Source organism: Nocardia sp. NPDC102475 (assembly GCF_055584605.1).
Map to the genome: position 1 here is coordinate 44425 of NZ_JBVJLS010000006.1, position 13620 is coordinate 58044.

Annotated in this window: 11 protein-coding genes and 1 pseudogene; 6 read left to right on the top strand and 6 right to left on the bottom strand. The window is 64.2% G+C overall.

Going from position 1 to position 13620, the window contains the following annotated elements:
- Positions 1 to 68: 68 nt before the first annotated feature.
- Positions 69 to 686, top strand: a complete 618-nt coding sequence (locus tag ACZ60G_RS12895; protein ID WP_465809980.1) for a DedA family protein — start codon at positions 69 to 71, stop codon at positions 684 to 686.
- Between the two features lie 313 nt (positions 687 to 999).
- Here the strand turns inward: ACZ60G_RS12895 and ACZ60G_RS12900 are convergent, their stop codons facing one another.
- From ACZ60G_RS12900 to ACZ60G_RS12915, 4 genes are all read right to left on the bottom strand, one after another.
- Positions 1000 to 1566 (bottom strand): hypothetical protein, encoded by a 567-nt coding sequence (locus ACZ60G_RS12900; RefSeq protein WP_465809981.1) that lies wholly within the window; start codon positions 1564 to 1566, stop codon positions 1000 to 1002.
- Between the two features lie 172 nt (positions 1567 to 1738).
- Positions 1739 to 2554, bottom strand: coding sequence for a COG4705 family protein (locus ACZ60G_RS12905; RefSeq protein WP_465809983.1), 816 nt, complete (start codon positions 2552 to 2554; stop codon positions 1739 to 1741).
- A gap of 275 nt (positions 2555 to 2829) precedes the next feature.
- A complete protein-coding gene (locus tag ACZ60G_RS12910) occupies positions 2830 to 3621 on the bottom strand; it encodes a COG4705 family protein (protein WP_465809985.1) in 792 nt (263 codons plus the stop codon).
- A 413-nt stretch (positions 3622 to 4034) separates the two neighbouring features.
- Positions 4035 to 5273, bottom strand: a complete 1239-nt coding sequence (locus ACZ60G_RS12915) for an MFS transporter (RefSeq protein ID WP_465809987.1) — start codon at positions 5271 to 5273, stop codon at positions 4035 to 4037.
- A 20-nt stretch (positions 5274 to 5293) separates the two neighbouring features.
- On the opposite strand from ACZ60G_RS12915, the gene ACZ60G_RS12920 reads away from it, so the two are divergent.
- The 3 genes from ACZ60G_RS12920 to ACZ60G_RS12930 all read left to right on the top strand — a co-directional run bounded on the left by ACZ60G_RS12920 (position 5294) and on the right by ACZ60G_RS12930 (position 7562).
- Positions 5294 to 5542, top strand: coding sequence for an alpha/beta fold hydrolase (locus ACZ60G_RS12920; protein WP_465810545.1), 249 nt, complete (start codon positions 5294 to 5296; stop codon positions 5540 to 5542).
- A gap of 632 nt (positions 5543 to 6174) precedes the next feature.
- On the top strand, positions 6175 to 6816 hold the full coding sequence (locus tag ACZ60G_RS12925; protein ID WP_465809989.1) for a type IV toxin-antitoxin system AbiEi family antitoxin domain-containing protein: 642 nt from the start codon (positions 6175 to 6177) through the stop codon (positions 6814 to 6816).
- Positions 6817 to 6932: 116 nt separating this feature from the next.
- On the top strand, positions 6933 to 7562 hold the full coding sequence (locus tag ACZ60G_RS12930; RefSeq protein ID WP_465809991.1) for a nucleotidyl transferase AbiEii/AbiGii toxin family protein: 630 nt from the start codon (positions 6933 to 6935) through the stop codon (positions 7560 to 7562).
- A gap of 455 nt (positions 7563 to 8017) precedes the next feature.
- Here ACZ60G_RS12930 and ACZ60G_RS12935 read toward each other — a convergent pair whose 3' ends face one another.
- The gene (locus tag ACZ60G_RS12935) at positions 8018 to 8668 is read right to left on the bottom strand and encodes a lipocalin family protein (RefSeq protein ID WP_465809993.1); all 651 of its coding nucleotides are present in this window, start codon (positions 8666 to 8668) and stop codon (positions 8018 to 8020) included.
- 228 nt (positions 8669 to 8896) lie between these two features.
- Between ACZ60G_RS12935 and ACZ60G_RS12940 the strand changes: the two genes are divergently transcribed.
- The gene (locus ACZ60G_RS12940; RefSeq protein WP_465809995.1) at positions 8897 to 10411 is read left to right on the top strand and encodes an SDR family oxidoreductase; all 1515 of its coding nucleotides are present in this window, start codon (positions 8897 to 8899) and stop codon (positions 10409 to 10411) included.
- Positions 10412 to 11182: 771 nt separating this feature from the next.
- Positions 11183 to 12530: pseudogene (locus ACZ60G_RS12945) on the top strand (IS110 family RNA-guided transposase).
- Between the two features lie 374 nt (positions 12531 to 12904).
- Here ACZ60G_RS12945 and ACZ60G_RS12950 read toward each other — a convergent pair.
- Positions 12905 to 13273 (bottom strand): hypothetical protein, encoded by a 369-nt coding sequence (locus ACZ60G_RS12950; protein ID WP_465809997.1) that lies wholly within the window; start codon positions 13271 to 13273, stop codon positions 12905 to 12907.
- Positions 13274 to 13620: the final 347 nt, after the last annotated feature.

Here is a 13620-nt window from a genome sequence, read left to right on the forward strand (position 1 = left end):
AACCCAGCAGGCGCCGGCAAGTGCCCGCGCCGTGACCCTCGACCGTCATCGGAAAGAAGTGTCGTCGAATGCAACACCTGATCCTCACCTACGGGCTGGGCGCGATCTTCGTGCTCATGGTCGCCGAGTCCGCATGCATACCCATCCCCTCGGAAGTAACGATGCTACTCGGCGGCGCCCTGGCCGGAGGCGCCGTCGCCGGACCACACCCGAACCTGGCCGCGGTCATCGCGGCGGGCACCCTCGGCAACGTCGCCGGCAGCTACCTGGCGTGGCTTGCCGGACGCTACGGCGGCCGCCCCGCCCTGCACCGCTGGGGCCGATACGTGTGGTTACGTGCCGAAGAGATCGACCGCGCCCAGGACTGGTTCGTCCGCCGCGGTGGCGCCTCGGTGTTCTGGGCGCGGCTACTGCCCGGAATCCGCACCTTCATCTCCCTGCCCGCCGGCATCGCCGCCATGCCCGCGGCCCGCTTCGGCCTATACACCCTCGCAGGCTGCCTGCCCTGGACCGCGGCCCTGGCAATCGCCGGATACGCCGTCGGCACCAACTGGCACAGCCTCGAAGACCGGCTGCGCGGACCCAGCTACCTCATCGCCATCACGGCCACGATCGCCATCGGCGCGACCGTCGTCATCGCGGTGCGGCGCCGCCGCCGAGCATCGGCCACCCACGTCGCCCCATGACCGAATTCGTCAATCGCCGTTACCTCGGTTCGCCGCGCCCGCCGCCGGACGATCCGCGGCATGGCTCGCGCTGACCATTGACACCGGTCTCACCGCCGTGGTGCCGATGCTGCCCGTCAGCGGAGTCGTCCCGCTCGTAGGGATCGCTGTGGTGCCGATCGCGAAGTCGAAGTTCAGCCTGGGCTTCAGCGATCGTGACGCCCGTCTGGAAGTCATCCGCTCGAGCGCCACCGACATCCTGCTACCCGATCTAGGCCATGGCTCCCAAATCGCGGGTTTAGTCGTACCGGTCACGGACGAGGCGACGGGTTCCTCAAAAGGTTGGCACCCGTGTCGCAGTGTCTGCCGAACTACGGATGGCGTCGAGCAGGCGGTGCATGTGGACCCCGTCATCGAAGGTCGGGACCGTCGTGGTGCCGGTTCGGATGTCCTGTGCCAGCGCTGCATACAGTCTCGCGACGTTGCCGACTTCGGTGCCGAGCGTCATGTCCGCCAGCGGATCCTCGCCCTGCAGCGGCTGCCAGGAGCCCTCGCCGCGGGAACCCAGCAGGCGCAGTTCACTCAACGAAATGCCGCCCGCCCCGTTGGCGCCGGAAACGATCGCCATATCCCCCGCGGTGCCTGAGATCTCTATCCGGGTGTGACCGTTGGTCACCTTGGAGTCATGGATGTGAGCCGACACCACGACTCCCTGCGCCGTGACGGCGTCGAGCAGCAGATGGTTCGGAGTGGTGACACTGATTGCCGTGCCGGTTCCCTCGATCACGGCATGCGGATGGCGGATGGCGAGTCGGGCCGACAGGTCGGTTAAACCGCCGATCAGGTACTCGACCGCGTCGAGCGTCTGCCCCGCCGACAATCTCCACGATGCCCGCACCATTGCGCTGGTCGAGGGTGTAGGCCGCCCAAGCCGGTACCCGTGTGCCCGCACCCAGCTGACGTGCGGAGTACACGGTCACCGAAACAACGTCCCCCACATAACCTTCCGCGAGCAACTGGCGGGCGCGGGCGATCGCCGGCGAGTTTTGAAAGCCGTTACAACCGACTGCGATTCACGCGTTATCGAGCACGGGAATCCGTTCGCTGTCGGTGCGACTGCGCCGGAAACTCCTGTGGCTGTAGACAATCCCGGCGATCAGGATGGCGAGCAATACCGCGGAGGTACCGTAGGTGCCGAACCCGAGTCCGCCCTTGCTGTGTGGTTTCCACAGAAAGTCACCCATTGTGGCGCCCAGCGGGCGGGTCAGCACGAACGCCATCCAGAACAACAGCACCCCCGAGACATTGGTGAAGTAGTGCGCGACCAGGATCGCGGCCATGACGGCGGCGATCAGCGCGGCGCTGCCCCAATAGCCGAGTCCGGAGCTGTCGGACAGATAGTCACCCAACGAGGTGCCCAGCGTGTTGGACAGCAGGATCGCCGCCCAATACAGCAGTTCGCCGCGGAAGTTGCGGATGTTGGCGACGTCGTAGGTCTGCCCGCTGAATTTCCAGACGAGGAACACGATCGCCAGCCCGGTGATCAGGATCGCGGCCCCGACACCATAGCCGAGCCCACCGTCGGTCGAGGTATCCGAGCCCGGACCCCGGTTCAGCAGATCAGAGATCGTGGTGCCCGCGGTGCTGGTGGCCGCGATCACCGTCCAATACAGGGCCGGATGAAAACGGCGGGCCCGCAGCTGAGTGACCAAGCTCACCGCGAAGATCGCGAGAAACAGTACCGACGCGGCGGCATAGCCGAGCTGCAAAGTTTGCGCGAGCAGATCGCCACCGGTCTCACCCAGCGTCGTCGCGGCGATCTTGAGCACCCAGAACATGACGGTGACCTGCGGAAGCTTGTAATCAGTGCGCTGCGGCGCCGAATCCATGAGCGACCTTCCTAAACGGTGACAAGCAGACCCGGAAAGTCTTCCCGTCAGCCACTGAGAACACGCTGAGAACGCGTGTAACGCCCGACGCGCACTCGGTTGATAGGCAACGAAGAGCGGTGGTGGTCGTCGCGGTGTTGTGTTGCGTTGGGAACTGTCATCGGTCGGGCCCAGCCAGGCGAGCGCGTTATCGCGTCGCTGCGCGACATGATGCCTTGGACGATCTCGACGACAACATCGGCGGCGCGCTGCCAGGCCGACGACCGTTGATGTCGTCACAAGGTCGATGTCTCCTGCACGCCGCGAGATCGACCGGCATCGGTAGCCAGCACACCGATGAGCGCGACGATGGCGACCGTTGTGCCGAGGGTAACCCATCCGGTGCCGAGAGCGAGGCCGTCGGCTCGCGACGACGCCAACCAGTCGGTGATCGACGCGCCGAGCGGCCGAGTCACGACGTACGCGGACCAGAACGCGGTGACCGTCCCCAGCCCGGCCCACCGATGGGCGATCGCCGGAACCGCGATGGCGACAGCGAACAGCACCGCCGAGGGCAAGTAGCCGAGATGCAGCTGCTCGGCCGTCAGGTCACCAGCGACGGTGCCGAGCGCAAAAGTTGCCATCACGGTCGCCCAATAGAACCCTTCCCGGCGGCGCGTGGTGATGCTGTGCACCGAGAGCGTCTTCTCGCTGGCGTACCAGAGCGCGAAGATCCCGGCGAGGATGACCGCGAACACCACCGTGGATGCCAGCAGCGGGATGCCGAAGACGAAGTCGGTGATATCGGCGACCATGGTGCCGAAGATGCTCACCATCACCACCGCCGACCAGTAGATCCAGATGACGTAGCGGCTGCTGCGGAATTGGGCGACCAGGCTCACGACCAGCGCCAGCGCGGCCACACCCACCGCGAGCTCGGGAACGAAATGCGTGACCAGGAAGTCGGAGAACGTCTCCCCCATCCCGGTGGTCAGGATCTTGATCACCCAGAAGAGCACGGTAATCTCCGGCACCTTGGCGGACATAGATCGAACTGGCGCGGCGGCGACACTCGCCTGGTTTGTCATGCGCGACACCATGTCAGCCGACCGCTGAGAGCCCGCTGAGAACGTGACCCACGCCACCCGCGCCACCGAGAAATGCCGAAATCCATTGCGGCTCAACAGCGGTTATTGACCTTCCAGTGCTGGTTCCGGCACGACCTCCGATAGTGCGACGGCGCTTCCGGTAGCTGTATGCGATGCCGGTATCAGGCCCCGCCAGCGGGGCCGTGGTACAGGACATCCCCTGGGCTTGTGCCGTGGTTCATGTCAGCAGGGGGCCACGACCGCCTACGCACCGCTCGCGAGTCCCTTCGCTGCCTTCGACTTTGGACAGTTGAGTGATGCGACTGGCGCTTCATCACGGAGGCAGCGCGGTGGTGTCGCGGGACTCCGGCCCGGATCAGACGAGGTCTCAGCGATGCGCCTCTACCAGTCGGCTACTCGGTACGGCTCGAAGCCGTGTCCGGTTTCGCGGCCGCGGCCGACCGCTGCCTCGGCATTTGTGCGGAATCTGTGCGCGAACCTGTCCAGGTCTGAATATGAATGTCGTTACTGACAAGAGAGTGGGGTGTCAGACAGTGAAGATCGCCTTCGTCGGCAAGGGGGGGCCTTCGCTCGGCGAGGGCAGTGCTGTCCTGGGCGTATGGGCGGTACAGCGCCGCGCACGCGAGGCCATTGGTGGCGGTGAGGGCGACGGCGACGATCAGCAGGGCGCCGCCGAGTCCGATCCGGTCGCCGAGTACGCCGGTCAGCAGCGAGTAGATCGCGTAGGCGAGTCCGTCAGCTGCCGACACCGACACCGCGAAGGCCAGCGGGCGCAGTGGCTGCGGCACTACAGTCATCACCAACGGCCGGTTGATGACTGGGTAGTGGCCTTGCAGAAATCCGACGACGGCGAAAAGGGTCACATAGACGCCGATGGACGGCCACGGAATCGCGATTGCGACGAAGGTGACTGCGGCGAAGGCAATTTGACTCGCCTGCAGCATGACGATCCGGCCGCTGCGCGGGCGGATGCGATGCACCATGTCGGTGACCCGGCCGCCGATAAGCGTGCCCGCGATGTAGCCGAGCGCGAAAGGCAGGGCGATCAGAGCAGCAGTGGCGGTGTCGAACCCGCGATCCTGCACGAGGAACACCGTGCCGAAGCTCATAAGGACGTTTTGTCCGGAGCACAGTCGCTGGATCACGATATAGCGAAAGGTCTTGATACCGAACAGCTCTCGCAGCGAAGCGCCGAGTGCGCGGGCCTTGTCGCCCAGCGCTTCCGGTTCATGTACTCGTGGCGTGTTCATCGCGATGCCGTCGTCCGCCGTGGCGGGATCGCTCGCTGCCTCCGGTTCGTCGAGGAACGCGAGGATCAGCACACCCACCAGTACACAGATGCCGCCTGCGAGGAAAAACCCGTAGCGCCAACCATTTTCGAATCCGGACAGCCGTCCGAACAATGGTGCCGCGATGCCGGTCGCCAGCGTGGTTCCCGCGTAGAAGGCGCCGGTGGCGCGACCGCGGCGGCTGTCGTCGTAGAGGTCGCCGACGATGCCAAGCGCGATCGGGCCCGCACCGGCGAATCCGGCCGCGGCGATCGTGGTCAACACGATCAGCTGCCCGAAGTTGACCGACAGGCCCGCCGCCATCGCCCACAGGCCCCAGAAACCCGCGCACGCTGCCAGCACGATTTTGCGTCGGCCGTGTCCTGTTCACCGAGTTCGCGCATTACCAGCCGCTGGATGAGTTCCATGCCGCAGACGTGCCTACGTTGATCGTGCACGGCGACCACGACACGGCAGTGTCGTATGACGTCGCTGCCCAGGCCGCGGGATCACGATCACACACCACGCTGCATACGATTGCCGGGGCAGACCACGGGTTCGACTCCCGGTCACGCGAAGACCAAGCGATCAGCACGACCGTCGACTGGCTGCTCGAACAGTCGATGTCGTGACGGGGGTGAAGCTTTCGCAGCTGTATGCGCCGATCCGCCTCGGCGAATCCGTCACCGTCGGGGAACCTGCCGACAGGGCAAATGATTTCGCGAGTACATGGGTAACTCCATGTACTCGCAACGAACTAGGGTGCGATGGGTGTCGTTGTCAAAAGTTGACAGCGTTGGGTGTCGTTGGTTCAGAGAGCCTCTGAGCTGCGGATACATTGAAATTCAGCCCAGTTCTGGCACTGACATCGATTACTAGCGTTGGCGTGCGTGGGTTTCGTTGGTTGACGTCAGCCATTAAATGGCGGGTTTGATGACAAGCCACGACGGCTGGCCAGCAACCATGCCGGACATGAGCGACCGGACGAGAGTGCAGTTTTGCCATCGCATGGGCATCGATCCCCTGCAGTTGGCCCTGTCGTAGGTTCGTGCCCTGGGCAGGGCACCCAAAACATGGGCAACTGGAAAACGCCTGGTCGTCGTGGAGGTGTGCCCGGTCTGAGCGCTGCCGATCGCGCAGTGTCCGTTGGCAACCAGGGGCCGCCGACAAATCCGGGCGGTGGACGAGGCCGTGGCCATTCTGCGGTAGTATGCATTTCGTTGGGTAATAGCCAACGATATGCATAGTTCCGGAGGTGGTGCTGGTGGCCGAGCGTCGCAGTACACCGCTGCCCAGTGAGCTCTGGCGGGCACCGCTTCGAACTGTGCGGCCCCAGGACGTGGCCGACATCTACGCCCAACCGCGGCCCGAGATCGCGCGGCTCGTCGATCGGGGAGTGCTGCACCGCGTCGCTCACGGCTACTACATCATCGTCCCACCGGACTATGTCGGCCGGACCTGGCTGCCCGGTCTCGAGGCGGCGGCCGCGGGTATCGCGTCATCGATTTACGGGGCGGATCAGATCGTCGTCATGGGCATCAGCGCGGCCCGCCTGCTGGGAGCCATACCTCGTGCATTGGCTACTGCGGTTGTCGCGGTTCCGAGTCAGCATCGGCCCATCGCGCTGACCGACCGTTCGGGACGGGTTCGATTCGTCCGCCGAGATACCGACGCTCTCGACGCCGAGCGTATCGAAACTTCACTGGGTCCAGCGCTGGTCACTACTCCGGAACAGACGGTGCTCGATCTTGCCCGGCGCCCCGAACTGGGCAATGCCGAGGCCGAGGTTCGTTCGGCGATCGAGACGCTCTACCGCCGGTGTGATTCGGCGAGACTCGCACAGCTCGCTACTGATCAGCGTCTGGGTGTGGCGCTTCGACGTGCGGAAAGTTGGGGCGGAGTATGAGTATCGACGAACGTGACAGTGTCGCAATTCAATTCGGAGTTTCTGCGGAGCAGGTCGAGCGCGACTATCTGATCTCCCATCTGCTGGCGGCAGTCAGCCGAGGGTTCGGTGACCGGTTGCACTTCATCGGCGGAACTGCTCTTGCCCGTACGCATCTGGTGAATGGCAGGCTCAGTGAAGACATCGATCTGGTTGCGTTGGATAACCGAACGGTACTGGCAGCCGAACTCGACGCAGCTTTGCCGCGATCCGTCGCGCGGAGCTACGGTCGGCTGGAATGGGCGCCGTCGCTGAGCGATGTCTCGGACATGGGAGTGGCCAACCTTCGCTCCGCGTCCGGTGTATCCGTCAAGATCCAGTTGCTGTCGGCACGCGGGCGAACGATGTGGCCTGCCGAACTCCGCAATCTCGAGCAGCGTTACAGCGACGTGCCGTCGGCCGAGCTGTTCGTTCCCACTTTGTCGGCCTTTGCTGCAGGGAAGACGGTGACATGGCACGACCGGCGCGCATCACGCGACCTCTGGGACCTTTGGGCACTGACCGGCATCGGTGCGATCGACAGTGCTGCGGGAGCGTTGTACAGGAAATACGGTCCGACAAACCGGTTCCCCAGCCCGCAATTGTTCGATCGTGCACCGGGCGAAGACGACTGGAACACACAATTGGCCGGGCAGACTCGGCTGGTGATTACGGCTCAGACTGCGCTGGCCGCGGTTCGAGACGCCTGGGCGCGAGTTGTGGAATGACCGGTGCGGTCGACCAGCATCGGGAATAAGACTCCTGCGTCGGGGAGATGGATCCATAGCCTGCAGTCATGGGGCCTACGTCGGTAGTGACACCCCCAACCTGTCGGCCAAGTATTACGAGTGACCCCGGTGGCGTGGTCCGGTGTCCAGCAAGCACCGTCCCATCCAGGTCAGAGGCCCTTTCGTGTCCCGCTCATGTCGACGTGTCCGGCCGGTATCTGCCCCGTCGCGGCACGCTGGCGGCACACTGAAAACCACTCTGACTGCGCTCAGAGCCGACAGAGGACGATCGGTTCCGGCACCGCGGGCCGGGTGCGAGATCACCACAAGCAAGCAGATCGACAGCCAGCGGTGGCCGGGTGCCATCGACCCCGCGACGAGCTGGTCGGCCGATTCTGGCCCCGCCGAGTCGACTGCCGGTGAGGCCTCCGGAGTAGGAGGCGGGCTCGGTCCGCCTACACGGTGCAGAGGGGGCGGATGTCGGCTGCGCCGCCCGGGGTCGGTGAGGTCAGCAGTAGGCACGGGCTGTAACCGCGGGCGGCCACAACTGTCTGGATCTCATGCCATCGTGCTGCATCGACGGCCGGTGATCGTGACAGCACGAATCCGGACAAACGCAGCGGATCCCCGACGAGTGCCCAGGAGTAGTCGTCGGCCATATAGGCGACGATGTAGTTGGTGGGACCGTCGGGGGAGTTCTGAGAGGGCACCTGGGGAAAACTGACGTGCAACTGGGCCTGGCCGGCCGGGTCGGTGATCCGGGCGTTGCCGATGATGCGGTTCGTGGCGCCGGTCCAGGTGGTGCAGCTGTTTTCGACTCGAATGTTGCTCGGGTCGATCAGTTGGTAGTTCGCGACGGTGTCGCGGGCGCAGTCGAGATTGTACGGTTGCGGAACGGCGGCGACCTGGTTCCAATCTCCGAGGTAGCGCTGCACATCCAGGGACGCGATCGGGGACAACGGCTGCCAGCCCATGTCACCGGGCGCGGCGGATGCGGTCGTTGTGGTGGATGCCAGGGCTCCGGCGAGCACCGCGACCGCGGCAATGGCGCGGACGGTCTTGCGAAGCCCTTGTACGGAACCGGTTCTGGAGGAATCTGCTCTCATCTGATAGCTCCGCGGAGTTGTTACGGCTCATGGTCGGAGGGATCCGCACGGTTCAAGGAACAGGCCCATCCTATCTACGATCGAGGCAAAAACGATGCATGTCGGATCGGGATGGTGGATCCCTCAGGTATCGAATGAGACAGCGCGGGTATCCGCGCGACGAGCCGCTAAGGCGGCAGTCGTCCATACCGGTCTGTACGTCGCGAACAGGGAGAACGGTGATCGGACATGCGGTGTGTAGTTTTCGGAGCCACCGGATACATCGGTGGGCGACTGGTGCCCGAATTGGTGCAAGCCGGTCACCAGGTCCGGGTAGTGGCCCGGACGCCGGTCAAGCTGGCGGAGGTCCCGTGGCGGGACCTGGTCGAGGTGGTGCGCGGAAATGTCACCAATGACGATGATGTGCAAGCTGCGGTGGTCGGTCAAGAGGTCGTCTACTATCTGGTGCACTCGCTGACCCGACGCGACTTCGCTGTTATCGACCGGCGCGCCGCGCGGACCGTCGGGGCGGCGGCTCGGGCGGCTGGCGTGCGGCGCATCGTCTACCTCGGGGGCATCATCCCGGAACAGACCCTGCTGTCACGCCACCTTGCTTCCCGCGCCGAGGTCGGGGCAATCCTCAGGGAATCCGGCGTACCTACCGTGGAATTGCGCGCGGCGGTGATCATCGGGTCCGGATCGGCCAGTTTCGAGATGCTGCGCTACCTATCCGAGCGGCTGCCCGCGATGGTCGCCCCACGATGGGTGCACAACCGGATCCAGCCCATCGCCGTGCGTGATGTTCTCTACTACCTGGTGCGATCCGCCGAGCTGCCCTCCGACGTCAACCGTTCGTTCGACATCGGCGGTCCGGATGTCCTCACCTATTTGACGATGATACGAAAGTATGCGGCGGTGGCTGGTCTGCCGCGTCGGATGGTGCTGCCCGTTCCGGTGCTCACGCCGTGGTTATCGGCCCAATGGGTCAATGTGGTCACTCCGGTGCCACGCGCGCTGGCGGTGCCGCTGATCGAATCACTCGTGCACGAGGTGGTGTGCCACGACCACGACATCGGCGCCTACATCCCTGAGCCCGACAACGGTCCGACCAGCTACGAGAGCGCTGTCGAGCTCGCTTTGGCCCGAATCCGCAATGCGGAGGTCCCAACTCGGTGGTCGGATGCGAGCACTACAGGCGCGCCGTCGGACCCGCTGCCGAGTGACCCGGAATGGTCCGGGGGATCGCTCTACGAAGATTTCCGCGAACAGCGAACCCATGCCGACCCCGACACGATGTGGGCGGTCATCGAATCGATCGGCGGCGAGAACGGGTGGTACTCGTTTCCGCTGGCATGGTCGCTGCGCGGCTGGATCGATCGCGTCAGTGGCGGGGTCGGGCTGCGCCGCGGCCGCAAGGATCCACACCGCCTGCATCCGGGCGAGGCCCTCGACTGGTGGCGCGTCGAATTCATCGACCGTCCGCGATTGCTGCGGCTCCGTGCCGAAATGCGGGTGCCGGGACTGGCCTGGCTCGAGCTCGGGGTCGAACCCGAACCTGGTGGTGGAGCCTGCTACCGGCAACGAGCCGTCTTCCAGCCACACGGACTGGCCGGGCATTTCTACTGGAAGGCGCTCACCCCATTTCACGATGTTGTGTTCGGCGGCATGGTCCGCAACATCATCGGAACCGCCGAACGCGCGCCGGCCTCCGGCACGCCCACGGTCGGAGCCGATCCCCCCGGACATCAAGGTGGTGCGCAGTGAATCACCGGGCCCAGGTCGTGGAACTGGTAGCGGCGGTCGGTCTGGTGGAACTGCTCGACGGCGAATGCATCGCTATCGAATCGTTCACCACTAGCGTTGGCGTGCGTGGGTTTCGTTGGTTGACGTCAGCCATTAAATGGCGGGTTTGATGGCAAGCCGCGACGGCTGGCCGGCAACCATGCCGGACATGAGCGTCACGGACAAGAGTGCAGTTTGCCATCGGAATGGGAGTCGTCCCCTTGCAGTTGGGCCTGTCGTAGGTTCGCGCCCCGGGCGGGGCACGCAAAACATGGGCAACAGAAAAACGCCTGGTCATCGTGGGTACGTATCTTGTCTGAGGCATCGCGATGCCCTGCGGGCGTTGGTCAATCGGCCCCAACTTTATGGGCGCACCGGGGCGAGGCATGTCGAACATGAGAACGGGGACGACCTGCGGTTTTCGGGTGGGCGGCTGGTTATCGAAGCGATACCAGCTGTAGTGACGGGTGGCGCCTATTGTGTCGTCGGAATGCCGGAATTGGGGAGATGACCCGGGCGGTGTCCGCGCCTACATGGGAGCCGCCTGCGCGGACCATTGCTGTGCATGCGGGTTCGACTACGAGTCGAACCCAAACCCTCCGCGACGCCGGACCATTCCGTGCGTACGGGCCCGACCTGGAAGGGTCACGCATTGTTGCTTCGAGCACGCCGGTCAGAATTTCGATTCCCTGAACCGAGGCCCCCAGGCGACCCACCCTGTTGAAGTACCGATGTTGTTGGAGGACAAGGGAGTTGAAGCGTGAGCCGGAGGAGGTTGCCGATGTCGAGCATGAGCGGGTGCTCGAGCGGGTCTGTGCTGTCGATGTCGCCAAGGCATCGGGCAAGGTATGCGTGCGCAGCGAGAGCCGCGCGGGCCGGCGGGTCAGCAAGGTGTGGGATGTTGCTGCCAGGACCGGCGATGTCGCCGAGTTGGCTGATTACCTCGTAGCCGAGAGGGTCGAGAAGGTCACTGTGGAGTCGACCTCGGATTACTGGCGGATCTGGTTTTATGTGCTGGAGGCGGCGGGTCTGTCGGTGCAGTTGGTCAATGCCCGGGATGTGAAGAACGTGCCGGGGCGGCCCAAGACCGACAAGCTGGATGCGGTGTGGCTGGCCAAGCTCACCGAGAAGGGTTTGCTGCGGCCCAGTTTCGTGCCACCGGCCCCGATCCGTCAGTTGCGTGATTACACACGGTTGCGGGTCGATCTGACCCGGGAGCGATCCCGTTACTGGCAGCGGCTGGAGAAACTGCTCGAGGACGCCTCGATCAAGGTGTCCTCGGTGGCCTCGACGATGGACACGCGATCGGTTCGTGACATGCTCGAGGCGTTGACCGCCGGTGAGCGCGATCCGCGTCGGCTCGCCGGTTTGGCCCGGGCCAGGATGAAACACAAACACGCCGATCTCACCGAAGCGCTCGACGGCCGGTTCGACGATCATCACGCCGAGTTGACCCGGATGCTGCTCGATCAGATCGACACCCGTCACCACACAGATCGCCACCCTCACCACGCGTATCGAGGAGTTGCTCTCGGCGATGGAGCCCGAACCCAGCAGTGGCGGCGGGGGCGACGGGGGCACCGCGAACCCGTCTCGCGACGCGGCCGGTGGCCTGAGTACGGTCGAACGACTCGACGAGATCCCGGGCATCAGCCCGGGATTCGCCCAAGCCATCATCGCCGAAATCGGCCTCGACATAAGCCGGTTCCCGACCGCCGCTCATCTGGTGTCGTGGGCGAAACTGTGCCCACGCACCATCCAGTCCGGACCCGTAGCGCGTGCGGGCAAAACCGGTAAGGGCAACCCCTATCTCAAAGGAGCGCTCGGCCAAGCCGCGACGGCCGCAGCCAAAACCAGCACCTTCCTCGGTGAACGCTACCGCCGCATCGTCAAACGCCGTGGCAAACTCAAAGCCCTTGTCGCGGTGGCCCGCTCGATCCTGGTCATCATCTGGAACCTGCTCAACAGCCCCGCCGCCCGCTTCCACGACCTCGGTGCCGACTACCACACCACCCGCATCAACACCGAACGCAGAACCCGCAACCACGTCGCACAACTTATGGCGATGGGCTACCGCGTCACCCTCGAACCCGCCGCCTGACCCACCACAATTCCTCCTACGCCGCAAAGACAACCCGGCTGCGCCGGGTGGCTTCGCCGCGCTGGATCACAGCGGTTATTTTCCGGTCAGGGGAGACCGAGCATCGCACGGCGACGATATTGCGCTGAATTTCGGATGCTTCGCCCGCGATCGTCCCGAGTTCAGACCCCTAATCGCTACCTATGAACGTCGCGGCGGATCTGCCTCGTGAGCGTGGCACGACACTAACTCACTGGATCCCGGTGGCTCAAAAGGCGATATCGGGTCGGTCGGCTGGAGTTCGGACCACGGATATTCGAATGGCCCGGGGCAACGTGCCGGGAGGACTTCTCCAGACATCGCGCCCCGGGCCTACTCAGGGGTTCGTCGGCAGGCTACCCGCAGGTCGATCGAATCTTGTTCAGGGAGCTGATGATCTGCGGGGCCGCAGACGGCGAACTAGCCGCCTGGACTGCGCTGATATAGGAGTCGAGTGCAGCCTGCCCCTCTGCGGTGACGAGGCTGGAACGTTGCCCCTGCAACTGACCGACGTACGAGTCCCGGGCATTAGTCGCTTCGTCTACTGGCAGACTCTGCAGCGGGGTCAAGGTCCCGATGGCGTTCGCGGCAATGGGGCCGAGGATGGCGCAGTCCGCTGCGAGATCGCCGGTTGGTTCGGCTTGAGCGGTCGATGACACGGCGCCGGTAAGCGCGATAGCCGTGGCCATTGCCGCGACGAGTCCCACGATGTTTTGATTTTTCATGACAATCTCCATTGATGGCGTCGTTCGCCTGCCACACGCAGGGGAGCGTAAGAAACAGTTTTGTCGACTATCTTGCCAGCACATAGTTCGGGTTGAACCTAATATCGGGTCTAATTAACGGCCGGGTTATCCTTCTCTTCGAACCTCCCTTCTGACGGATTATCCGACCGCCACCCTAGAGCTTATGAATCGTATCGGTCCCGGTTCGGGGTCGTCTACTTATATCGGTTGTCATCACACACAGGTTGCTGCCGATGTTTTGCTATTCTTCTACATCCACCGTCCGGCGCTACGGGCGATCGTTGGAATCGGTTCACCCTGCGGTCAATGGAAGTACATTGCCGATA